The sequence below is a fragment of the Burkholderia sp. PvR073 genome (assembly GCF_054055695.1).
Map to the genome: position 1 here is coordinate 36769 of NZ_JBSRXO010000011.1, position 21535 is coordinate 58303.

Annotated in this window: 20 protein-coding genes; 7 read left to right on the forward strand and 13 right to left on the reverse strand. The window is 67.9% G+C overall.

All coding sequences use genetic code 11. The features are described from left to right. Positions 1-120: 120 nt before the first annotated feature. Positions 121-609 (reverse strand): MarR family winged helix-turn-helix transcriptional regulator, encoded by a 489-nt coding sequence (locus ACVK00_RS26905; RefSeq protein WP_006757446.1) that lies wholly within the window; start codon positions 607-609, stop codon positions 121-123. Between the two features lie 174 nt (positions 610-783). Here ACVK00_RS26905 and ACVK00_RS26910 point away from each other — a divergent pair, with 174 nt between their 5' ends. Together ACVK00_RS26910 and ACVK00_RS26915 are read left to right on the forward strand one after the other, a co-directional pair. Then, positions 784-1068: a multidrug ABC transporter ATPase gene (locus ACVK00_RS26910; protein WP_175715843.1), complete on the forward strand. Its 285-nt coding sequence runs from the start codon at positions 784-786 to the stop codon at positions 1066-1068. 276 nt (positions 1069-1344) lie between these two features. Continuing rightward, positions 1345-2907, forward strand: coding sequence for an efflux transporter outer membrane subunit (locus ACVK00_RS26915; protein WP_284900529.1), 1563 nt, complete (start codon positions 1345-1347; stop codon positions 2905-2907). Between the two features lie 31 nt (positions 2908-2938). Here the strand turns inward: ACVK00_RS26915 and ACVK00_RS26920 are convergent, their stop codons facing one another. Genes ACVK00_RS26920 through gspG form a run of 8 tightly spaced genes read right to left on the reverse strand, consistent with a single transcriptional unit; the run spans position 2939 to position 8905 of the window. Continuing rightward, entirely contained in the window at positions 2939-3727 is a 789-nt protein-coding gene (locus tag ACVK00_RS26920) for a type II secretion system protein N (protein ID WP_228907588.1), read from the reverse strand. A gap of 31 nt (positions 3728-3758) precedes the next feature. Beyond that, complete coding sequence (gene gspM, locus ACVK00_RS26925) at positions 3759-4265, reverse strand: type II secretion system protein GspM (protein ID WP_228906344.1); 507 nt, start codon at positions 4263-4265, stop codon at positions 3759-3761. After that, positions 4262-5626, reverse strand: a complete 1365-nt coding sequence (gene gspL, locus ACVK00_RS26930) for a type II secretion system protein GspL (RefSeq protein ID WP_284900525.1) — start codon at positions 5624-5626, stop codon at positions 4262-4264. Before gspL ends, gspM begins: the two co-directional genes overlap by 4 nt. A gap of 24 nt (positions 5627-5650) precedes the next feature. Beyond that, positions 5651-6772 carry a type II secretion system minor pseudopilin GspK gene (gene gspK, locus ACVK00_RS26935; protein ID WP_284900524.1) on the reverse strand — a complete coding sequence of 374 codons (1122 nt, stop codon included), beginning with the start codon at positions 6770-6772 and terminating at the stop codon, positions 5651-5653. Positions 6773-6774: 2 nt separating this feature from the next. Beyond that, positions 6775-7479, reverse strand: a complete 705-nt coding sequence (locus ACVK00_RS26940; protein ID WP_284900523.1) for a PulJ/GspJ family protein — start codon at positions 7477-7479, stop codon at positions 6775-6777. Next, positions 7457-7864 carry a type II secretion system minor pseudopilin GspI gene (gene gspI / locus ACVK00_RS26945; protein ID WP_228906351.1) on the reverse strand — a complete coding sequence of 136 codons (408 nt, stop codon included), beginning with the start codon at positions 7862-7864 and terminating at the stop codon, positions 7457-7459. The genes ACVK00_RS26940 and gspI overlap by 23 nt, the downstream gene beginning before the upstream one ends. Then, positions 7861-8409 carry a GspH/FimT family pseudopilin gene (locus ACVK00_RS26950; RefSeq protein WP_284900521.1) on the reverse strand — a complete coding sequence of 183 codons (549 nt, stop codon included), beginning with the start codon at positions 8407-8409 and terminating at the stop codon, positions 7861-7863. The genes gspI and ACVK00_RS26950 overlap by 4 nt, the downstream gene beginning before the upstream one ends. A gap of 43 nt (positions 8410-8452) precedes the next feature. Beyond that, positions 8453-8905 carry a type II secretion system major pseudopilin GspG gene (gene gspG, locus ACVK00_RS26955; RefSeq protein WP_228906356.1) on the reverse strand — a complete coding sequence of 151 codons (453 nt, stop codon included), beginning with the start codon at positions 8903-8905 and terminating at the stop codon, positions 8453-8455. Positions 8906-9082: 177 nt separating this feature from the next. Between gspG and ACVK00_RS26960 the strand changes: the two genes are divergently transcribed. Next, positions 9083-9493 (forward strand): general secretion pathway protein GspC, encoded by a 411-nt coding sequence (locus tag ACVK00_RS26960; protein WP_166725869.1) that lies wholly within the window; start codon positions 9083-9085, stop codon positions 9491-9493. Positions 9494-9523: 30 nt separating this feature from the next. Here the strand turns inward: ACVK00_RS26960 and gspF are convergent, their stop codons facing one another. Genes gspF through gspD form a run of 3 tightly spaced genes read right to left on the reverse strand, consistent with a single transcriptional unit; the run spans position 9524 to position 14572 of the window. Further along, the gene (gene gspF / locus ACVK00_RS26965) at positions 9524-10741 is read right to left on the reverse strand and encodes a type II secretion system inner membrane protein GspF (RefSeq protein ID WP_284900518.1); all 1218 of its coding nucleotides are present in this window, start codon (positions 10739-10741) and stop codon (positions 9524-9526) included. A 4-nt stretch (positions 10742-10745) separates the two neighbouring features. Next, a complete protein-coding gene (gene gspE / locus ACVK00_RS26970) occupies positions 10746-12245 on the reverse strand; it encodes a type II secretion system ATPase GspE (protein WP_284900516.1) in 1500 nt (499 codons plus the stop codon). After that, a complete protein-coding gene (gspD, locus tag ACVK00_RS26975; protein ID WP_284900513.1) occupies positions 12242-14572 on the reverse strand; it encodes a type II secretion system secretin GspD in 2331 nt (776 codons plus the stop codon). Before gspD ends, gspE begins: the two co-directional genes overlap by 4 nt. A 367-nt stretch (positions 14573-14939) precedes the next feature. On the opposite strand from gspD, the gene ACVK00_RS26980 reads away from it, so the two are divergent. Together ACVK00_RS26980 and ACVK00_RS26985 are read left to right on the forward strand one after the other, a co-directional pair. After that, entirely contained in the window at positions 14940-15389 is a 450-nt protein-coding gene (locus ACVK00_RS26980; RefSeq protein ID WP_166725866.1) for a lytic transglycosylase domain-containing protein, read from the forward strand. A 172-nt stretch (positions 15390-15561) separates the two neighbouring features. Beyond that, positions 15562-16872 carry a GTP-binding protein gene (locus ACVK00_RS26985; protein WP_456826969.1) on the forward strand — a complete coding sequence of 437 codons (1311 nt, stop codon included), beginning with the start codon at positions 15562-15564 and terminating at the stop codon, positions 16870-16872. A 135-nt stretch (positions 16873-17007) separates the two neighbouring features. Here the strand turns inward: ACVK00_RS26985 and ACVK00_RS26990 are convergent, their stop codons facing one another. Then, positions 17008-17286, reverse strand: coding sequence for an HU family DNA-binding protein (locus ACVK00_RS26990; RefSeq protein ID WP_006401505.1), 279 nt, complete (start codon positions 17284-17286; stop codon positions 17008-17010). Between the two features lie 390 nt (positions 17287-17676). Between ACVK00_RS26990 and mnmC the strand changes: the two genes are divergently transcribed. Beyond that, complete coding sequence (gene mnmC, locus ACVK00_RS26995; protein ID WP_284900492.1) at positions 17677-19635, forward strand: bifunctional tRNA (5-methylaminomethyl-2-thiouridine)(34)-methyltransferase MnmD/FAD-dependent 5-carboxymethylaminomethyl-2-thiouridine(34) oxidoreductase MnmC; 1959 nt, start codon at positions 17677-17679, stop codon at positions 19633-19635. 674 nt (positions 19636-20309) lie between these two features. After that, positions 20310-21524: a cation:proton antiporter gene (locus ACVK00_RS27000; protein WP_166725863.1), complete on the forward strand. Its 1215-nt coding sequence runs from the start codon at positions 20310-20312 to the stop codon at positions 21522-21524. The last annotated feature ends 11 nt before the right edge of the window (positions 21525-21535 follow it).

Consider the following 21535-nt stretch of genomic DNA (forward strand, 5'->3'; position numbering starts at 1 on the left):
ATACCGCGCGGCCCGGCCGGGTGGAACGGGTAAGGGGAGAGACGGAGCATGTGTCTTGTCATCTTCTGCCCAGACAGACAAATAAGCGAATGCTTAACCTAGACATCGGGCCTCCCGCGCTCAGCGGTCCGGTTCGTCGGGTTTCGGGCAGCCGGCGTCGCCGGGCCCGTTGGCGATGAACCGCTGCAGCAGGCCGGTGAGCGTCGCGAGTTCGTCGGCCGAGAAGCCGGCGAGCTGCGCGTTCAGCGCGGTCGCGATCAGCGACGGCAACGCGCGGGCCGCCTCGGCGCCGCGCTCGGTCAGCGTCAGCTCGATCATCCGGCGGTCCTGCTCGCTGCGCGAGCGCGCGACCAGGCCCTTGCGCTCGAGACGGTCGAGCATCCGCGTCATCGAGCCGCTGTCATACGACATCTTGCGCGACAGCTCGAACGGCGTGCGCGCATAGCCGCGCGACAGCAGCAGGATCACGCCGATCTGCTGCGCGGTGAGGTCGTGCGGCTCGAGTGCGCGGTCCATCCGCTCGACGAGCGCCTGCCGGGCCTTGGTCAGGTAATAACCGAGGCTCGTTTCCAGGGCGATGGTGTCGGGATCGTAGAGGCCGCCGTTCATGCGATTGCGCACACAGCAATAGTGCGTTTCAGGTCAAAACGCGCCCAGTATCTTGAAAAATGATTGCTTAGTCAATATTATTTCAGTCAACCAGTTACGACGTGCATGTTGCACTGCCGGAGACTATGTTCTGACCGCTTTGCCCGCGCTGCCGGGCCCCCGAGGATGTTCGCGATGCTGTTCCTGAAAAATGCCGCCGGCGCGCTGCGCCGCAACCTGACCGATACCGCTCATCATGTGTTCTCCGGGCCGCACCGCGGCTGGAAGATCGCGCTGTACGTGACGATGCTGGTGGTACCGGGCGGATCGCTCGCGGCGCTCGGGTTCGCATGGTTCGATCATCGCCGGCAGCGCAACGCGAAGGACGCCGCCCGCCGCACGAGCCAGCCGGCGGCAACGGAGCCGTCGACATGGCGGTCCGCCGCCGATCCCGTTCCGGTGCCCGTGCGCTGCCACTGAAGCCACGCCGCTTTCGCCATCCCGACTGAACGCCGGCCGCGCCCCTCGCGGCCCGGTGGGGTCCGCGCCGCATTTCCTGCCTGTCTCGTCCGCAAGCGGTCCGTAATGGCCGGTAACCCGGCCGGCCGCGCCGGTAACACATGCGTGCCGCCGCGCGCCGTACCCTTAGGGCTGCGCGGCTTTCCCGCCGTCAGTTACCATTTGTCCGCCAGCGGCACGACGACCGCATCGCGCGGCGCCGCTCGCCGGCCGTCGCGCCCAGACAGGAAAACCACGATGCCGTACGCCCCCCTCCCGCGCGCCTTTCGCCCGCTGAGCGCCGCCGTCGCCGTTGCGACTGCCGTGCTGCTCGCCGGCTGCGCCGTCGGGCCCGACTATCACCGGCCCGACACGTCGATCCCCGCCGCCTTCAAGGAAGCGCCGGCCGGCTGGAAGGTCGCGCAGCCGGCCGACCGGGCCGACCGCGGCCCGTGGTGGACCGTCTACAACGATCCGCAGCTCGACGCGCTGATCGGCAAGCTCAACGCATCGAACCAGACCATCGCGCAATCGGCCGCCGCGTACCGGCAAGCCCGCGCGCTCGTCACCGAAGCGCGCGCAGCGTATTTCCCGACCGTCGGCCTGACCGCGTCGGGCTCGCGCGCACGCTCGGGACGCACGTCCACGTCGTCGGGCTCGTCGAGCTTCGGCAGCAGTTCGTCGATCAGCAACAGCTACAGCGTCGGCCTCGATGCGAGCTGGGAGCCCGACCTGTGGGGCAAGGTGAGCCGCAGCGTCAGCGCGCAGCGCGCCGGCGAAGCGGCCGCCGCGGCCGATCTCGCGAATGCGCGGCTGTCGCAGCAGGCGCTGCTCGCGCAGACCTACTTCCAGCTGCGCACGTCCGATGCGCTGCAGAAGCTGCTCGACGACACCGTGAAGTCGTACGGCGAATCGCTGAAGCTCACGCAGAACCAGTACGCGCAGGGCGTCGCCGCGCGCGCGGACGTGATCCAGGCACAAACGCAGCTGCAAAGCGCGCAGGCCGCATCGATCGACAACGGCGTCGCGCGCGCGCAGTACGAGCATGCGATCGCGACGCTGATCGGCGAACCGGCATCGACGTTCTCGCTGCCGCCGAACCCGCTCACCGCGCAACCGCCGATCACGCCGGTCGACGTGCCGTCCGCGTTGCTCGAGCGCCGGCCCGACATCGCGGCGGCCGAGCGCCGCGCGGCTTCCGCGAACGAGCAGATCGGCGTGGCGATCGCCGCGTTCTTCCCGACGCTCACGCTGTCGGCCACCGGCGGCTTCCAGAGCTCGGTGTGGTCGCAACTGTTCACGCTGCCCGCGCGGTTCTGGACGGTCGGCCCGCAGCTCGCGGCGACGCTGTTCGACGCCGGCTTGCGCGCCGCGCAGACCGATGCCGCCCGCGCGACCTACGACCAGGACGTCGCCGCGTATCGCCTCGCGGTACTCACCGCGTTCCAGGACGTCGAGGACAACCTCGCGTCGCAGCGCATCCTCGCGCAAGAAGTCGACGTGCAGCGGCAGGCCGTCGACAGCGCCGAGCAAGCGCTCGCGATCGTCACGAACCAGTACAAGGCCGGCACGGTCGCCTATCTGAACGTGCTGAGCGCGCAGACCACCGCGTTTACCGCGCAGCAGAAGCTCGCGACGATCTCCGGCCAGCGGATGGTGTCGTCGGTCGGGCTCGTGAAGGCGCTCGGCGGCGGCTGGGATGCGTCGGACATGGCGCGCGAAACGGGCGAGATGGCGGCGCCCGCACCGGTGCCGGCGTCCGGTGCGGCGGCGCCGGCCGCGACCGCACCGTCGGCTGCCGCGCCGCTCGCGCAGAAGTAATCGGGGAAAGGGGAGAGGGCGCCGCGCGCGTTCAGCGCGTCGCGTCGCCGAAGATCAGCGACACCTGGTTGTTTCCGATCGGACGGCCGAGCAGGTTCAGCAGCCCCGCGAGGTTCGCCTGCTGCTCGGGCGCCGCATGCGCGGTGCCGCGAAACGATCCGCGGCCGGGGCCGAAACTGCCATGCCCGTCGAGGAACAGCGGGCCCTGCGTGGTCGACAGGTCGAGATCGGCGTCCGCCCCCTTCGCCTGCAGCACCGCGCGGTACGACCCGAGCGGTTTCACGCGAGACACGCGCGAACTCATCGAATCGATCGTCACCGTCAGCTGGCCGAACGCGTTGTTGCCGATCATCCGCCAGTCGGTCCAGCCGAGCCGCACGTCGCCCTGCAGGTCGAGCGTGTTGAACGGCGTGCCGAGCCCCGCGAGCAGCGACGCGGGCACGGCCATCGAGCCCGCCGACAGCACCGCGCCGCGCCACGTCGCGTCGAGCGTGACGGCGTCGGGCATCGCCTCGGTCTGCCGCATATGCATCTGCACGCGCCCGGTCAGCAGCGGCCAGAAGCGCGTGGTCCACTGGACCCGCCCCGGCAGCAGCGTCGCCGCGCTCTGGTCCGCGCCCGGCGCGAGCATCAGCGTGCCCGAACCGTGCCACAGCGAGCCGTCCGGATCGACGAGGTTCACGTGAGCGCCGGTCGCGCGCGCGACTTGCGGCGCGATCCACGCGGCCGGCGCGAGCGCGACGAGCGTCAGCGCCGTCGCGAGCCCGCCTGCCACCACCCACGGCACTGCGGCGGCAAGCCGCCTGATCCCTGGCCTCATCGGCCGACCGTCGCTGGTTTCATCCACCGCGTCACTTCTGCGTCGAGGGTTGCATCACAGCCGTCAGGTCGACCTGGCCGTCTTCCTTCAGGCCGGTCACGTGGGCTTCGCCGACCTGCACCTTGAACTGCCGGCGCGCGTCGTCGAGCCACTGCGTCCACACCGGGAACGGCACGTTCTTCATCTGGATCTGCACGCCATTGCCGACGACCTGCACCTGCGCGCCCTGCAGCCCGTGATCGGACAGCGACGCGGTGAGCGCGTCCTTCAGCGCGAGGCCGGTCGGCGCGACGCCTTGCGCGGCGGCCGTCAGCGACTTCGCCTCGTTGGCCTGCGCGGTCATCTGCGCGAGCTCGCTGCGCATCGTCGGCAGCTCGTGCCGGATGCGCGCGCGGCCTTCCTGCGCGGGCGACCACAGCACCGAATACGCGATCGCGACGGCCAGCACGGCGCCGCCCCAGCCGAGCAGCGTGCGCTCGCGCTGCGAGCGCTCGCCCCAGAACTGGGCCAGCGTCTGGGTCAGTTGTTCGGTCTTCATGGGCGGCTCCGGATGGTCCATTTGCCGGTGCTGCTGTCGACTTCGCCAGCGAGCCCGTTGCGCGCGAGACGCTGCGGGAAATCGGGGTCGACCTTGACCTCCGGCTTGAAGCCGACGTCGAGCCGCCGGTCGTGATAATCGAGCGACGCGATTCCGTTCAGCGGCAGCGCGCCCATCGAACGCGACAGCCCGCTCGACAGCGCGAGGAAGTCGTTCGGCGACAGCTCGCCCGCCGCGAGGCGCAGCTGGTCGAGCTGGCGCTGCATCTGCGCGGGCGGATCGAGCACCGTCGTGGTCTTCGGGAAGGCGGACAGGAGCGTCTCGGTGATCTGCGCGGACAGCGCATCGCGCTCGCGCGACAGCTTCCACCAGTGCAGGTTCATCCCGATCACCGCGACGGCGAGCGTTGCCGCGACGAGGGCGATCGGCACGCGCAGGCGCTTCATCGTCGCGCGGTCGAAGCGCCACGGCTGCGACTCGAATTCGAACTGGCACAGATCGAAGCGCTCGGCGAGCGCACGCCGCGCGAACGTGTCGAACGACAGCGGCTGCGCACCCGGCAGCAGCGGGCCGTCGGCGCGGCCGACCGACGCGAGCCGTGGCTCCGCGCCCGGCTCGCCGAGTTCGTACAGTTCGACGTCGCCGCCGCCCGCGAGCGCGGCCAGCGTGCCGGCGGCACGCGACGCGGGCGCCGCGAAACCCTCGCCGAGCGCGCCGCGCGCGATCGCGAGTTCGAGACGCGGCGCACCGGCCGCGACCGGCAGCGCGCCGGCTTCGACGAGCGCCGGTTCGACCGCGCTCGCCAGCCCGAGCACCGCGGCCACGGCCGTCGGGCGGGCAGCCGGCGCGTTCGTGATCGCGCTGGCCGTGACGGCCTCACCGTCGGCAGGAGTATCGAGCGGCGCTGGCGCCGGCTCGCGCGGCGCCGGCAGGCAGCGCGTCGCGGGTACCGCGCTCAGGCGCCGGTGGCCGGCCGCGGCGAACGCGTCGCAGATCGTACGGAACCACGCGCGGTCGACGACGGCCAGCACGCGACGGCCATCGGGCAGCGCGACCGGATCGAGCGCGACATGGCAGCCGAGCGGATCCTGGATCAGCTGATCCTCGACGATGTTGGGCAGCGCCTGGCGCAGCTTCGGCCCCTTGAGCGGCGGCACGGTCGCGGCCAGCAGCAGCACGTCGCGCGCGGCGACGATCAGCAGCGTCTCGTTCGCGCGCGGCAGCAGCGCGAGCGCGGCGTGGCCCGCGCGCTGCACCTGGCCGGCCTTGTCCACGAGCGTGAACGGCAGCTCGGGCCACTGCCATTCCTGCAACGGCACGGCCGGCTCGCGCGGCGGCAAAGAAACAATCAGCGTGCTCAAGAGCTCCTCTCCCGAATGGCGTCGTTATAGCTGGTCGCGGATGCGCACGACCCGCGTCGAGTGCGTGGTCGGATCACGATACACGAGCGAGGTGCGATCCACCTCCGCGCGATCGTGCTGGATCCGGCCATGCACGATGAAATAGCTGGAATTGACGTCGACGAGGCTCGAGTCGATCGTCACGTTCGGCGCACCGGCACCGCGCAGCGCGAGCTGCACGTCACCGACGTTGCGGAAAAACACGGTCTCGCGGCGCGATACGAGCGCCTGCGCGGACGACACGCTCATCCCCGGCACCAGCGCCGCGATCACCTCGGCCGGCGCGGTGTTCATGTTCACCGGCGTCGTGGTCGGCAGCACGGTGACGAACGGGCGCAGCCGCGCGACCATCTCGGGCGTCACGCCGTCGACGTCGAGCAGGTTGTCGACGCCCGTCATCACGAGCGGCGCGGGCCCGCGCTCGCCGTCGGACATCCCTGGCTCGTCGGTGAAGTTGCCGGCCTGCATGTCGCCGCCGGTCACCGGTGCGGTCGCGGCCGTACCGGCGCCGGGCAGCGTCGGCGTCTGGAAGCGCGTCGCCGAATGCATCAGGCCCGCGCGCATCTGCAGTGCGATCCGCTTCGCGAATGCGCCGTCGTAGCCGAGCGTCGTCAGCAGTCGCTGGAACGCCTGCAGCTGCATCACGTTGAGCTGCAGCACGCCGGGTGCCGGCGACGACACGAGATTGCGCAGGTTGTACTTCGCCTGCGCGTCCTCGATCGATCCGGAGAGGTAGGTGTCTTCGCCGCCGTTGTCGTTCGGCGCGCCGATCCGGCCGAGGAAGTCCGACAGCTTGGTCTTCGCGATCGGCACGGCCCAGATTCCGCCGAGATAGGTGATGCCGGGCGCCGTGTCGCCCTCGGAGCGCAGAATCATGCGCGTCCAGTCGAGCGCGCCGCGCGCGACCCACTGCGCCTGCGCGATCACGCGCTGGTTCTCGATCCGGCGAATCTGCACCTGCTGGCGCCACAGCATCCCCGACACGAGGATCGCCGACAGTGCGACGACGAGCAGCGCGGTGATGATCGCCGCGCCGCGCTCGCGGCGGGCATGTGTGCTCGCGGGCGGGCGGCCGGCGAAGCGGGAACGGTGAGGGCGCGCGCGCATCGTCATTCCCCGACGAGGAAGATGCGCGTGACGGGCACGCGCAGCGACGTCGCGCCGATGCTGACCTGCAGCCCCGTCACCGCGCGGGTCGGCGGCGCGTTGCCGATCTGCGGCACCTTCAGCGCATCGTTGTTCTGCGACAGCGCGTCGTTGGCCGTCTGCAGGTTGGTGGTCCAGCCGACGCGCGGCACGTACAGCTTCGCGTCGATCGCACCGACGCCGCCCATCAGCGCGACCCAGGTCCAGCCGTCGACGCTGCTGTCCTTCAGCACGTCGCGCAAGCGGTTCGCATCGGCCAGCGGCAGCGATGCATAGCGCACGACGCGCCCGCCGGCGATCCGGTAGCGGACCACCTGCAGCCGCGGCGCGGCGCCCGGCAGGTCGAGTTCGCGGACGATCTGCAGCGTATTGCCGGCGACGCCGATCGCCGGCTGGCCGGCTTCGTCGTCGGTCGCGGCGAGCCGCGCGTCGATGCGCATCTGGTCGAACATCTGCGCGAACACGCGCTCGTCTTCCATCGCGGACGCGACCTTGTCGCGGCCGCGCATGATCTGGTCGAGCCCGCGCCACGCGAGGATCGCGACCACCGCGAGGATCGCGATCGCGATCATCAATTCGATCAGCGTGAAGCCGCGCACGCGGCGCGAGCCGACGAAACGCACGGGCCGGCGCCACATCGGCGCGTCAGAGCGGACGGCTGGTTTCATTCGCGACCACCGTCACCATTTGCGCGAGCACGCCGGGGTGCCCCGGCATGCTCACCGAAATCTGCACGCGCCGGAACACCGGGTTCGGCGTCGTGCTCACGCGCTGCGTGCAGACCATCTGCACGTTGCCTTGCGAACAATCGAAATTCTGCTCACCGACCTCCGGCCACGCATGCGTGAGCCGCAGCTGCGCGAGCGCGTTGTCGGCGCTCCAGCCGGCCAGCAGCCGGTGGTGGAGATCGGATGCATTGTTCGCCATCGTGCCGACCGCGCGGATCGACGCGGCGAGCGCGACCGCGATGATCGCGAGCGCGACCAGCACCTCGATCATCGTGAAGCCTCGGGAACCGGAAGCCGGGAAGGGCAGGCGACGACGCATCGTCATTGCACCTCGTAGCGGCCGTTGCCGGTGCCGACGATCGTCGCGCTGCCGACCGCCGAATGCAGCGTCACACGCACCGGCGTGTCGACGCTTTCGGTGCCGAACACGACCGTGCTCGCGTGCGTGTCCGACCCCGGATAGTCGATATCGGCGCCCGTGACGCCACCGTCCCAGTCGCGCGGGCGCAGCAGGTCGTCACGCAGCGTGCGCCAGCCGTCGGGCGAACTCACGTCGAAACGAAAGCCGTGCGCGGTCGGCTGCCACGCGATCGGGCGCGCGCGCACCTGCGCTTCGTCGCCGGCCGTCTCGAACAGCAGCGCGATGCGCTGCGCTTCCTCGCGCAGGTCGGTGCGCGGATTGCGCGTCAGCGACAGCGACGCGAGCGACACCAGCAGGCCCGCGATCACGAGCACGACCAGCATCTCGAGCAGCGTGAAGCCGCGTGCACGCGTGCGTGCCGCGGTCACGGCCGCGCCGCGACGCACGCGGCGGTCGCGGGCATCGCGGCGAGCGCGAGCGGAGCGCAAGGGCGTGCGAAGGGCGGGCATGAAATGAAGAACGGGGACGATCGTCGGATCGGTCGACGCAGGCTTACTGCCACGAACCGATGTCGGAATCGTTGTTTTCGCCGCCTTCCTTGCCGTCGGCGCCGTAGCTGAACACGTCGATCTCGCCGTGCACGCCCGGGTTGAGGTACTTGTACCCGTTGCCCCACGGATCGTTCGGCAGGCGCTCGAGATAGCCGCCGTCCTTCCAGTTGTTCGGGATCGGATCAGTGGACGGCTTCTGGATCAGCGCGTTCAGGCCCTGCTCCTGGGTCGGATAGCGGCCGTTGTCGAGGCGGTACAGCTTGAGCGCCTGCATGACGGTGCCGATGTCCTGCTTCGCGGCGATACGGCGCGCCTCGTCGGGACGGCTCATGATCTTCGGCACGATCAGTGCCGCCAGGATCCCGAGGATCGCGACCACCACCATGATCTCGATCAGCGTGAAACCGCGCTGACGGCGCACGGCCGCATTACGGCGAGTGATCCACGTTTGCATGACTGACTACCTCTTTCCAAAAAATATCGTCGATTGAGTGACGCACCCGGCGCATCGCGGACGTTTGCCTGACGGCAAGCTTCCGGTTCACCGGGCGCGGAGCACGCATTGTAAGGCGCGCATTGCCGAGGGCTTTCACCCAACGCAAATTTCATATACATCCGTACAATAGCGCGCATGAACGCGCTCTCGATCCGGATCCTCTCCCTCGCCCTCTTCGCGGGTTTGTGCGCGACGGCCACCTACTGGGTCGTCACGCTGTCGGCCCGCGAAGCGCCGCTGCCCGCCGCCGCCGCGCGGTTGCCGATCCGCACCGAGGACGCCGCCGCGCTCTTCGGCGGACAGCTCGACAAGAATCCCGTCCAGGACATCCACCTGTTCGGCATTCTCTCGATCGGTCATGGCGCCGCCGCGATCGTCGGTATCGGTGGCGAGCCGCCGCGTGCCGTGTCGCTCGGCGCGGAGCTCACGTCCGGCGCGAAGCTCGCCGAAGTCCGCAGCCGCTCGATCATCATCGACCGCAACGGCGCCCGCGCCGAAGTCCAGCTCCCCGCGAACACGCCGTCCCCCGCGATCTACATGCGTTGAACGGTAGCGGCCTGACTGGCGGTCAGGCCGTCACTGCACCATGTTGTTCAGCTCGATGATCGGCAGCATCACGGCCAGCACGATCACGAGCACGATGCCGCCCATTGCGAGGATCAGCAGCGGCTCGAGCAGGCTCGTCAGGAACATCGTGCGCCGTTCGAGCTCGCGCGCCTCGCCTTCCGCCGCGCGGTCGAGCATCGTCGTCACGTCGCCCGTCGCTTCGCCGGAACGGATCAGGTGCACGAGCACCGGCGGAAACGTCTTCACGTTGTTCAGCGCGCGCGACAGCGCGGAGCCTTCGCGCACGCGCACGATCGCATCGTCGATGTTCGCGCGCATCGCGCGGTTCGACAGCGTCTCGCCGGCCGCCTGCAGCGCGCGCAGGATCGGCACGCCGGCCGCGGTCAGGATCCCGAGCGTGCTCGCGAAGCGCACCGTGTTGTAGCCGCGCACGAGCTTGCCCGCGAGCGGCGCGGTCAGCACCCAGCGGTCGAACGCGAGCCGCGGCCCGTCGCGCGACAGCGTCGCCTTCACGAACCACACGACGAGCGCGACCGTGATCAGGATCGCCCACCACCAGTGCCGCACGAACTCCGACAGCGCCATCATCACGATCGTGAGAACGGGCAGTTGCTGCTTCGTGCTCGCGAACACGTTGACGACCTGCGGCACGACATAGCTCAGCAGGAACGTGACGATGCCGAACGCGATCAGCGTGACGATCCCCGGATACGTGAACGCCAGCAGGATCTTCTGCTTCAGCGCGTTGCTCTGTTCGATGTAATCGGCGAGGCGCGACAGCACGATGCCGAGCTTGCCGGTGTGCTCGCCCGCCGCGACGAGCGCACGGTAGATTTCCGGGAAGTCGCGCGGATGCTGGCCCAGCGCATTCGCGAGCGAATGGCCGCCGAGCACCTCGGCACGGATCGCGGCCATCAATTCGCGGATGTAGTCGCGTTCGGCCTGCTCGGTGAGTACGCCGAGCGCCTCGTCGAGCGGCAGCCCCGCGATCAGCAGGCTCGCGAGCTGGCGCGTGAGGATCGCCTGTTCGCGCTGCGACAGCTTGCGGCCGAACGCGAGGCGCTGCGAACGCGCGCCGCGGGTCGCACTGGCGGCCGGCTCGACGACGAGCGGCGTGAGCCCCTGCGTGCGCAGCTGGCCGCGTGCGCCACGCGCACTGTCGGCATCGATCACGCCTTTCTGCGGTCGCCCCGCCGAATCGATGGCTTCGAAACGGAATGCCGGCATCGCGCTATGCGCCTCCCGTCACGCGCAGCACTTCCTCGAGCGACGTCGCGCCGGCCGCAAGCCAGCGCTCGGCATCGTCGCGCAGCGTGCGCATCCCTTGTGCGCGGCCCGTGGCGAGAATCTCCGCATCGGCCGCGTTGCGGTGGATCAGCGCGCGGATCGAATCGTCGATCACCAGCAGTTCGTATACCCCGCGCCGGCCCGCATAGCCCGAATGCCCGCACCGGTCGCAGCCGACCGGATGCCACACGGTGCGGCCGTCCTCGTGCCGCTCTTCCTTGCAGACGGAACAGAGCTGGCGCACCAGACGCTGCGCGAGCACGCCGAGCAGCGACGACGCGAGCAGGTACGGCTCGACGCCCATGTCGGTCAGACGCGTGACGGCCGATGCCGCGTCGTTGGTGTGCAGCGTCGCGAGCACGAGGTGGCCCGTGAGCGAGGCCTGCACCGCGATCTGCGCGGTTTCGAGGTCACGGATTTCGCCGATCATGATCACATCCGGATCCTGACGCAGGATCGAACGCAGCGCACGGGCAAAGGTCATCCCGATCCGCTCGTTCACCTGCGTCTGGCCGATTCCGGACAGGTCGTATTCGATCGGATCCTCGACGGTCATGATGTTGGTCGTCGCCGTTTCGAGCCGCGACATCGACGCATACAGCGTGGTCGTCTTGCCCGAGCCGGTCGGGCCCGTCACCAGCACGATCCCGTGCGGGCGGCCGATCAGCTTGTCGAACTGGACGAGCGTGTCGCGGCCCATCCCGAGCGCTTCGAGGTTCAGGCGCTGCGCATCCTTTTCCAGCAGACGGAGCACCGCGCGCTCGCCGTGCCCGGTCGGCAGCGTCGACACGCGCACGTCGACCGGCCGGCCGCCGACGCGCAGCGTGATGCGGCCGTCCTGCGGCAGGCGTTTCTCGGCGATGTCGAGCTGCGCCATGATCTTGATCCGCGAGATCAGCGCGCCGTGCAGCGCCTTCTTCGGCCGCACGACGTCGCGCAGCGTGCCGTCGACGCGAAACCGCACGACCGACGCATTCTCGAACGGCTCGATGTGAATGTCCGATGCCTGTTCGCGCGCCGCTTGCGTGAGCAGCGCGTTGATCATCCGGATGATCGGCGCGTCGTCTTCCGATTCGAGCAGATCCTCGACTTCGGGGATGTCCTGCATCAGTCGCGACAGGTCGACTTCGCCTTCGACCTCGCCGACGACCTGCGCGGCGCTGCCGTCCTGGCGCGCGTATGCCTGGTTGATCGCCTGCGCGAGCTCGTCGGCCGGCACGCGATGCACGGAAATCGAGCCGAAGTTGCGCGCGATTTCGGCGAGCGCCGCATCGTTCGTGCGCTCGCTGATCCACACCTCGAGCGTGTCGTCGAGCTGGTGCGCGATCAGCACCTGGCCGCTCTTCGCGAAGCCGTACGGCAACAGGCGCGCGGCGAGCGGCGACGGCGGCTGCCGGTCGCCCGGCGCGCCGTCTTGGGCCGAGGACGCGAGCGTGTTGCTCACTGCGAGGCTCCCGGCGTGGCGGTCAGCGGCTGTTGCGGCACCGACTGCTGCGGCACGCCTTGCGGCTGCGCGGGCGTCGCCTCGGGCAGCGGCTGGGCCGGCACCGGCGCGACCTGGCGCTGCAACTGCTGGCGACGCATCTTGTCGAGATCGAACAGGTTGCCGGCCGGCGTGCCGCCCTGGCTCGGGCCGAGCGGCATCGGCGGGACGACCGGATCGTCCTTGTCGCGGATCACGTTGTTGTCCGACTTGTACGCGCCGGTCACGCCCTGGATGTAGTCATAGCGGTTGGCCGTGACTTCCTGCGCGGTGCTGCGATCGGAGATGATCACTGGGCGCAGGAACACCATCAGGTTGGTCTTCTGGCGCTGCTTCGATTCCGAACGGAACAGCTGGCCGATCCACGGGATGTCGCCGAGCAGCGGCACCTTGCTGTTCGACACCTGGTAGTTGTCCTGCATCAAGCCGCCGAGCACGATGATCTCGCCGTTGTCCGCGAGGATCGTCGACTGGATCGAGCGCTTCGTGAAGGTCGGGCCGGTCTGCGCGTTGGTGGTGCCGCTGACGACCGCGGAATCCTCCGTGTAGAGCTGCAGCTTCAGGATCCCGCCGTCGGTGATCTGCGGCTTCACGTGCAGCGTCAGGCCGACGTCGCGACGGTCGTAGGTATTGAACGCGTTGCTCGTCGTGCCGCTCGTCAGGTTCGAGTACGAACCGGTCGCGATCGGCACGTTCTGGCCGACGACGATCTTCGCTTCCTCGTTGTCGAGCGTGATCAGGTTCGGCGTCGACAGCACGTTCGCGTCGCTCACGCCCGCGAAATACTGCAGCAGCGCGCCGAGGCCCTGCACGCCGAACATGTTGTGCAGCCAGCCGATGTTGAGGCCCTGACTCAGGCCCGCGAGATTGGCGGCCAGCCCGGTGGTGGCGGCCGTGCCGCCGCTCGTCAGGTTGATGATGCTGTTGCCCAGACCAGTTCCGGCCGTGGGTGCCAGGTTCGTGCCGCCGAGGAACTGGCCGCTCGCCACCTGCCACTGGATCCCGAGGTTGCCTTGCGTCGTCGAATTCAGTTCGACGATCAGCGCCTCGATATAGACCTGCGCACGCCGCGCGTCGAGCTGGTCGATCACCGAGCGCAGGTTCCGGTAGACCGGATCGGACGCGGTGATGATCAGCGAATTGGTGGCCGCATCGGCCTGGATCATCCCGCCCGGCTGGTTGTCGTCGCTCTTGTCCTTGTCGCCGCCGAGCAGGCCGCCGCTGCCGACGCCACCGCTGCCCGACGCACCGGTGCCGTAGGCCGACGACGAGGACGAGCCGCCGAGGCCGCCGGACGGCAGCGGCGGGGTGCCGGACGTGCCGGTCGAGAAGTTGCCGCTCGCCGACGAGCCGCCGCTCTGGTTGAAGCTGTTCGCATCGTTGGACGACGCCGACGAGCCGCTGTCGTTGCCGCCCTTGCCGAGCATCCCGCGCAGCGTCTTCGCGAGCTTGACCGCATCGGCGTTGCGCAACGGCACGACGTGCATGTTGCCGGGCACCCCGCTCGGCGCGTCGAGCTGCTGCACGATGCGCTTCGCCGCCGCGAGGCGCGACGCGCTCGATGCGCGCAGCATCAGCGAGTTGGTGCGCGGATCGGCCGTGACCGACACCTTCAGCGTCGCGTCGCTGTTGCCGATCGAGCCGGGGTCGAGCATCTTCTGCAGTTGCGCGGCGAGGTCGATCGCGTTTGCGTTACGCAGCGGGATGACCTGCACCTGCGCCCCCGCGGCGCTGTCGACGCCTGCGATGATCTGCGCGATGCGGCGCACGTTGTCCGCGTAATCGGTGACAACGATCGTGTTGTTCGCCGGGTAGGCGGTGACCGTGTTGTTCGGCGAGATCAGCGGCCGCAGCACCGGCAGCAGGTTGTTCGCCGATTCGTTGTGCAGCTCGAACACCTGCGTGATGACCTGGTCGCCGCGCGCGCGCGGCGTATTGCCGACATAGGTCGGCACGCCCTGCAGCTTCGCGTCGGCCTCGGGCACGACCTTCAGCACCCCGTGATCCTGCACGAGCGCGAAGCCCTGCATGCGCAGCGCCGACTGCAGCGTCTTCAGCGCCTGGTCTTCCGGCACGGAACGTTCGGCCACGAGGTTGAGCTGCCCCTTCACGCGGGGGTCGACGATGATGGTCTTGCCGGTTGCGGCGCCGATCGCCTTGGCGACCTGGTCGATATCCGCATTCACGAAATTGAGCGTGACCTGAGCGTAGGCGGCCTGCGAGACGACGATGCCGGCGACGATCAGGGTCGTGGCGACGCGCCGCATAACGAAGCGATTTCTTGTCATGGATGAATGGGTCGATGCCGGCTCAGGCCACTTCCGGCGGTAGTGCTGGGATCCAGGTCCTAAAGAGGCGACATTAGCAGTTTTTCATGTCCGAAATATCACATTGATCTGAGGACTGTCTCACATACGACATGTATCCGGCATGCCGTATGCGATATGTAAGATTTCGGCGCCGCCTAGGCATTCCGGCCATCGCCGCGGTTTTGCGATGAATTGACACCGAAATGCGGTATAAACGGGCTGCCGTCTTCCGCATGTCACCACGTGACGGACTGTCGGTATGATACGGGCGGCGCGTTTCCAGCCGTACGAATAACAGGCACGGGTTTTCCCGACCTTTGCGTCATTCCCTTTTCGTTTCCGCACCATGAACAGACGGTTCGCTTCGATCGCGTTGATCGCCGCCGGCGTGTGGTTCGCCTGCGGAAACGCTCGCGCGGATTGTTTCGACGAGGCCGCCCGGTACCAGAAGGTCAATCCGCTGATCCTGCGCGCGATCGCGTGGCAGGAGTCGCGCAACCGGCCCGCCGCGCTGAACAAGAACACGAACGGCTCGGTCGACTACGGCCTGATGCAGATCAATTCGATTCATCTGCCCACGCTGTCGCGCTACGGTATCGGCCGCGACACGCTGATGGAGCCGTGCAAGAACGTCTATATCGCCGCGTGGCACCTGCGCCAGAAGATGAATCGCTACGGCAACACATGGCAGGCCGTCGGCGCCTATCATTCCGAAACGCCGTCGCTGCGCGACAAGTACGCGCGGCAGATCGCCGCAATCCTGACGCAGTGGAAGCTGCTGCCGCCCGAGCAGTGACGCCGCGCCGCGGCGCGCGCTGACGCCGTGCCGCTCGGCCCGCGCGCGTTTGATGCACAATGCGGGCTCACGCCGCGGTTTCGACTGGCATCGGGCGACCGGCTCCGGGCCGATCGCGCCCCGCCAGGGCGCCACGGCCGCTTTTTCATTTTTTCCGTTGGTGCAAATCGTTATGAATCCGGCAATGAACCAGCCGTTGCCCGTCACCGTGCTGTCCGGTTTCCTCGGCGCCGGCAAGACCACGCTGCTCAATCACATTCTCGCGAACCGCGCGGGCCTGAAAGTCGCCGTGATCGTCAACGATCTCGCGGCGGTCAACATCGACGCGTCGCTCGTGCGCGATGCGCAGGCGCTGTCGCACGTCGAGGAACGCCTCGTCGAGATGTCGAACGGCTGCATCTGCTGCACGCTGCGCGACGACCTGCTCGTCGAGATTCGCAATCTCGCGGCCGACGGCCGCTTCGACGCGATCGTGATCGAATCGACCGGCATCGCGGAGCCGATGCCGATCGCCGAAACCTTCACGTTCGTCGACGACGACGGCGCGTCGCTGTCGAGCGTCGCGCGGCTCGACACGCTCGTCACCGTGGTCGACGCCTACAATTTCCTGCGCGACTACGGTTCCGACGACGCGCTCGCGACGCGCGGCATCGCCGCATCGGACAAAGACGATCGCACGCTCGTCGAGTTGCTGATCGAGCAGATCGAATTCTGCGACGTGCTGGTGATCAACAAGGCCGACCTCGTCGGCGCTGACGAACTCGCGCGCCTGCGACACATCCTTGCGCGGCTCAACCCGCGCGCGCACCAGGTCGTGTCGACGTTCGGCAACGTGCCGCTCGACGAAGTGCTGAACACCGGCCGCTTCGATTTCGACGAAGCCGCGAATGCGCCGGGCTGGCTCGCGTCGCTGGATGACGATCACACGCAGTGCGACGATCCCGAGTGCCATGATCCGCATCATGCGCACGTGCACGGCGAAGCCGACGAATTCGGCATCGGCAATTTTGTTTACCGCGCGCGCCGGCCGTTTCATCCGGCGCGACTCTGGGCGCTGCTGCATCAGGAGTGGCCGGGCGTGCTGCGCAGCAAGGGCTTCTTCTGGCTCGCGACGCGCAACGACATCGCGGGTTCGCTGTCGCAGGCGGGCGGCGTGTGCCGGCATGGCCCGGCAGGCCTCTGGTGGGCCGCGCAGGATCGCGCGGAATGGCCGGATGACGACGAACTGCTCGCGGAAATTCGCACGGAGTGGCAGGGGGACCTCGACGATCGCTCGGTTGGCGATCGCCGTCAGGAACTCGTGCTGATCGGCATCGGGCTCGATGCCGACGCATGGCGCGCGAAGCTCGACGCATGCCTGCTCACCGATGCGGAATTCGCGCTCGGTGCGGCGCAATGGACCGCGTTCGACGATCCGTTCCCGGCATGGGATGTCGACGCGCACGACGACGAGGATCCCGACGCGCAGATCGTGCACGCGTAACACGCGGTAAAAAACGGCTCGCGAAAAGTAACCGTTAAATCTTGCAAGAGGGGCGCGGACTGTGGCGAAAATGCCGCGCGCGCCCAACAAAAAACCCGCCAAAAGGCGGGTTTTTTTCCTGGCACAGGCGCTGAATCAACGCTTGTTGACGGCGTCCTTGAACGCCTTGCCAGCCGTGAACTTGACCGTCTTGGCTGCCGGGATCTTGATGGTTTCGCCGGTCTTCGGGTTGCGGCCCGTACGTGCTGCGCGCTTGCCCGAACCGAAGCTGCCGAAGCCGATCAGCTGAACCGCATCACCCTTCGACACGGCCTTCTTGATGACTTCGAGCAGCGTGTCCAGCGTTTCGCCGGTTTGAGCCTTGCTGGCGCCCGTTTGGGCGGCGACGGCGTCGATCAGTTCCTGTTTGTTCATTAAGGTTCCTTTTTCAGGTTAGGTTTGACACGAACAGCGCGAACGCGCCGATTATACGTGCGCGAACCGTGCCGTCGAGAGTCAGACTCCGACGACACAGCGCCGAATCCTGGCCCGCGCGACGTGCCGTCCGGCTTGGCCGGCGGCCACCCCGCGGTACGGCGTTGCTATGATAGCGCAGCGCAAACCCAATAACGACAAGGGTTTCAAAGATTTTCATCGGTATTTCGCCGAATGAATCGTCGATTGCCCGTTTTTTGACCTGCGCCAACCGGACAGGATACGCAGCCGCGTCCACCCGCGCGCAACGCCGTTGGATTTTGCCAACGGCCCGCCGGACGCCTCCGCGCAAACCCTTGCCAGGCTTGGCTGCCACGTTTTTTGTTTCGCATGCCCGACCGACTCGTTCCCGCCACGCTCGCCCGCCGCGACGACGGCATTCTCGTCTCGCCCGAGTACGGCGAGCTCCCTCGCGACGCGTCGCGCGCTCGCGCGCACGCGAACCGGATGCTCGCCGGCACCGGCCTGCCGGCCCGCTGGCAGGGCCGCCGCACGTTCACGATCGTCGAGACGGGATTCGGCACGGGCAGCCGTTTTCTCGCGACGTGGGCCGCATGGCGCGACGACCCCGCACGCTGCGAGCGGCTGCATTTCGTCGCGATCGAACCGCATCCGTTCGCGTACGAGGACCTGCGCCGTGCCGCTTCCCATCTGGTTGCGGACACAACCATTTCGAAAAATGCCGATGCACTGCTCGACGCGTGGCCGATGCATGTGCCCGGCCTGCATCGGCTCGAATTCGACGCGGGGCGCGTAGTGCTCACGCTCGCCTTCGGCGATGCACATGACATGCTGCAACGGCTCGTCGCGCGCGCCGACGCGTTCTATCTCGGCAATGTCGCGTCGGCCGCACACGGCGATGTGCTGTCGGCCGACGTGATCCGCGCACTCGCACGCATCGCTGCCGAGGGTGCGACCTATGCGACGCATTCGCACGACGACACCGTGAAACATGCGCTCGAGCAAACGGGTTTCACGAGTCGCGACGTCGAGGATTGCGCAGGCGAACCCGCATTGCGCGTCGGCGAATACGCGCCGCGCTGGCGGATGCGCCGGCACGAACCACCGCGTGCATTGCCGGTTGCCGCGCGCGAAGCGATCGTGATCGGTGCGGGCCTGGCAGGCTGCGCGGTCGTCGAACGGCTCGCCGCGCGCGGCTGGAACATCACGCTGATCGAGCGGCACGAGCGGATCGCGAGCGAGGCATCGGGCAATCCGGCCGGTGTATTCCATCCACTGATGACGCGCGACGACAACGTCGCGAGCCGCCTCACGCGCAGCGGGTTCCTGCATGCGCTCGCACGCTGGCGCGCGCTCGAGGATGCGGGCCATGCGTTCGCGCGCAGCACGCGCGGGATGATCCATCTCGCGGAATCGGCCGACGATTTCGCGCGGATGCGCGATGCGTTCGACGCACTCGGCGCACCGTCCGACTATGTGTCGCTGCTCGATACGGACGCCGCCCGCGCGCATCTGAACCTGCCGGTCGCACACGGCGGCCTGCTGTTTCCGCACGGCGGCGCCGTCTGGCCGGCCGGGGTGTGCGCGGCACAATTCGCGGCGGCCGGCGAACGCGTAAAACTGCTGGCCGGCACCGACGTCGCCCGACTCGAGCGTGATCGCGACAGGTGGCGCGCCGTCGATGCGGCAGGCGCGACGCTCGCCGAAGCGCCGGTCGTCGTGCTCGCGAACGCGGGCGACGCGGTGCGTCTCGCGGGCCTGCGGCACGTCGCGCTGCAACCGGTGCGCGGCCAGCTCACGCTGCTGCCGCCCGGCAGCACGGCGCCGCTGCCGTGCCCCACGATCGGCGACGGCTACGCGGTGCCGCTCGACGACGGCACGCTGCTGATCGGCGCGACGTTCGAACCCGACGACGTCGACCGGACGATGCGCAGCGCCGGACATATCGAAAACCTCGAGCGCGTCCGGCATCTGCTGCCCGGCCTGATCGGCGAGTTGCCGGACGTCGATACGCTGCGCGGGCGCGTCGCGTTTCGCTGGGTCGTCGCCGACCGCGTGCCCGTGATCGGCCCGCTCGCCGACGAAGCCCAGGCCGTCGCGAACGCCCGCGCGCTGAGCGGCGCGAAGGCGCGCGACCTGCCGCGCGCCGCGGGCCTCTACGGCGCATTCGGCTACGGCTCCCGCGGCCTCGTATGGGCGGCGCTCGGCGCCGAGCTGATCGCGTCGCAACTCGAAGGCGAGCCGCTGCCGCTCGAGCGCGAACTCGTCGACGCCGTCGACCCGGCCCGGTTCCTGATCCGCGCGCTGCGCGGCCGCCAGATCGGCTGATCTCGTCAGCCGGATCCTCACAGTGCTTCGATTTTTCCGTGCAAAGTTATCCACGCGATGCTGTGGATAACTGCGAGGAATCCGCGCGCACTTCGTGTGTAATCACAGTGGACGTAAACTGGGCAACTCGGCACAGCTGTGAAACGGCCGAAAGTTACTCAACTCAAACCTCTGTGAGCAAACAACCTGTGCAACGGGTTGTGGCAGCGCCAACCTCTTGATCTTGTTGCGTAAACTGAAGTTATCCACAGAACAGTGGGCGCCTTGTTAACTTCTACTATGTATATATACAAGTAAACCTTTGAAACCAAAGACCTGCGGTGCCTCACAGCGCCGCGAGTGGATTCGATCGGTTCCGGAGCGAAAAAGCTGTGGCACAATCGGTTTCCTTCGCGTTCGTTCGGCCCTGGCGCCGGACATGCTTCAATGGAACGGTCGGCACGATTTCGAATCTGAGTCTTCGAGACCGCGCAGTCCGTTCACACACCAGGCCGACAATCCAGATCGGCAGCCTGAACGACAGTTCCGCCTGATGGCGGAAGAGGCGGATCCCATGTCCTGCCGTCGTCGACCACAACAATCACATTCGGGGCGACACCCAGCCGGCGCGCATTTCATTTCCGACGCTTGACCCCGCGTCGCTGGCGGTTGCTTCCAAAGGAGAAGTCACCACGATGAAGTCGGCGTTCTCATTCCTGCCCAACTGGCCGCTCGCGCCGGATGCCGTGTTCTGGGCCGGGCTTGCGTTGTTTGCAGCCGGCCTGTGCGGCGAGCTGTGCTATCGCGCATGGCGGCTGCCGCGCATCACCGGTTATGCGGTGATCGGTCTCGTTGCCGGGTCGTTCGGATTCGGCGTGATCGACGCGAGCACCGACGAAACCTCGCGGCTGCTGATCAACGTCGCGCTCGGCCTGTTGCTGTTCGAGCTCGGCAGCCGTCTCGACCTGAAATGGATCCGCCGCAATCCGTGGCTCATCGCATCGAGCCTCGCGGAGGCGACGCTGACGTTCGTGCTCGTGCTGTTCGTGATGCTCGCGCTCGGCGTGTCGGGCATGGTCGCGCTCGTGCTGTCGGCGATCGCGATCGCGACGTCGCCGTCGATGGTGATCCAGCTGAAGACCGAACTGCGCGCGGAAGGGCAGGTGTCGCAGCGCCTCATCACGCTGACCGCGCTGAATAGCGTCTACGCGATCGTGCTGACCAAGCTCGTGACGAGCTGGCTGCACCAGGAAGCGTACGGGAACGTTTTCGCGACGATCCTGCAACCGGTCTACCTGATCGCCGGTTCGTTCATCGTCGCGTATCTGGTCGCGCGCGCATGCAATTACCTGTTTCGCCACATGACCTCGACGATGCGCGACGAACATTCGTTCGTCGCACTGTTCGGCCTCGTGATGCTCGCGATCGCGGTCGCGCAGGCGTTGAAACTGTCGACGCTGCTCACGCTGCTGCTCGCCGGCATCATCGTGAAGAACCTCGAAGCGCGTCCGCAGCTGTGGCCCGAGCATTTCGGCACGGCCGGCTGGCTGCTGACGGTGATCCTGTTCGTGCTGACGCTCACGTCGTTCACGTGGGGCGACATCGCGCTCGGCGGCCTGCTCGCGATCGTGCTGATCGTCACGCGACTCGTCGCCAAGCTGGCCGGCGTCGTCGTGTTCGCGAAGCCGAGCGGGCTCGGCATGAAGCAGGGCGTCGCGCTTGGCATCGCGCTGACACCGATGTCCGCGCTGTCGTACCTGCTCGTCGACGACACCTATCAGCTCTATCCGAATTTCGACCCGCATCTGCGCGCGATCGTGATGTGCACGATCGTGATCCTGCAGCTCGTCAGCCCGTTCGTCGTCTACCGCTGCCTGTCGGCGGTCAGCGAACGCAGCGACAGAAACTGATTCCGGAACCT

What these genes read in the sequence shown, in the direction of transcription:
- ACVK00_RS26905 (WP_006757446.1), bottom strand. Translation starts at nt 609, where the DNA reads ATGAACGGCGGCCTCTACGATCCCGACACCATCGCCCTGGAAACGAGC.
- ACVK00_RS26910 (WP_175715843.1), top strand. Translation starts at nt 784, where the DNA reads ATGCTGTTCCTGAAAAATGCCGCCGGCGCGCTGCGCCGCAACCTGACC.
- ACVK00_RS26915 (WP_284900529.1), top strand. Translation starts at nt 1,345, where the DNA reads ATGCCGTACGCCCCCCTCCCGCGCGCCTTTCGCCCGCTGAGCGCCGCC.
- ACVK00_RS26920 (WP_228907588.1), bottom strand. Translation starts at nt 3,727, where the DNA reads ATGAGGCCAGGGATCAGGCGGCTTGCCGCCGCAGTGCCGTGGGTGGTG.
- gspM (WP_228906344.1), bottom strand. Translation starts at nt 4,265, where the DNA reads ATGAAGACCGAACAACTGACCCAGACGCTGGCCCAGTTCTGGGGCGAG.
- gspK (WP_284900524.1), bottom strand. Translation starts at nt 6,772, where the DNA reads ATGCGCGCGCGCCCTCACCGTTCCCGCTTCGCCGGCCGCCCGCCCGCG.
- ACVK00_RS26940 (WP_284900523.1), bottom strand. Translation starts at nt 7,479, where the DNA reads ATGAAACCAGCCGTCCGCTCTGACGCGCCGATGTGGCGCCGGCCCGTG.
- gspI (WP_228906351.1), bottom strand. Translation starts at nt 7,864, where the DNA reads ATGACGATGCGTCGTCGCCTGCCCTTCCCGGCTTCCGGTTCCCGAGGC.
- ACVK00_RS26950 (WP_284900521.1), bottom strand. Translation starts at nt 8,409, where the DNA reads ATGCCCGCCCTTCGCACGCCCTTGCGCTCCGCTCGCGCTCGCCGCGAT.
- gspG (WP_228906356.1), bottom strand. Translation starts at nt 8,905, where the DNA reads ATGCAAACGTGGATCACTCGCCGTAATGCGGCCGTGCGCCGTCAGCGC.
- ACVK00_RS26960 (WP_166725869.1), top strand. Translation starts at nt 9,083, where the DNA reads ATGAACGCGCTCTCGATCCGGATCCTCTCCCTCGCCCTCTTCGCGGGT.
- gspF (WP_284900518.1), bottom strand. Translation starts at nt 10,741, where the DNA reads ATGCCGGCATTCCGTTTCGAAGCCATCGATTCGGCGGGGCGACCGCAG.
- gspD (WP_284900513.1), bottom strand. Translation starts at nt 14,572, where the DNA reads ATGACAAGAAATCGCTTCGTTATGCGGCGCGTCGCCACGACCCTGATC.
- ACVK00_RS26980 (WP_166725866.1), top strand. Translation starts at nt 14,940, where the DNA reads ATGAACAGACGGTTCGCTTCGATCGCGTTGATCGCCGCCGGCGTGTGG.
- ACVK00_RS26985 (WP_456826969.1), top strand. Translation starts at nt 15,562, where the DNA reads ATGAATCCGGCAATGAACCAGCCGTTGCCCGTCACCGTGCTGTCCGGT.
- ACVK00_RS26990 (WP_006401505.1), bottom strand. Translation starts at nt 17,286, where the DNA reads ATGAACAAACAGGAACTGATCGACGCCGTCGCCGCCCAAACGGGCGCC.
- mnmC (WP_284900492.1), top strand. Translation starts at nt 17,677, where the DNA reads ATGCCCGACCGACTCGTTCCCGCCACGCTCGCCCGCCGCGACGACGGC.
- ACVK00_RS27000 (WP_166725863.1), top strand. Translation starts at nt 20,310, where the DNA reads ATGAAGTCGGCGTTCTCATTCCTGCCCAACTGGCCGCTCGCGCCGGAT.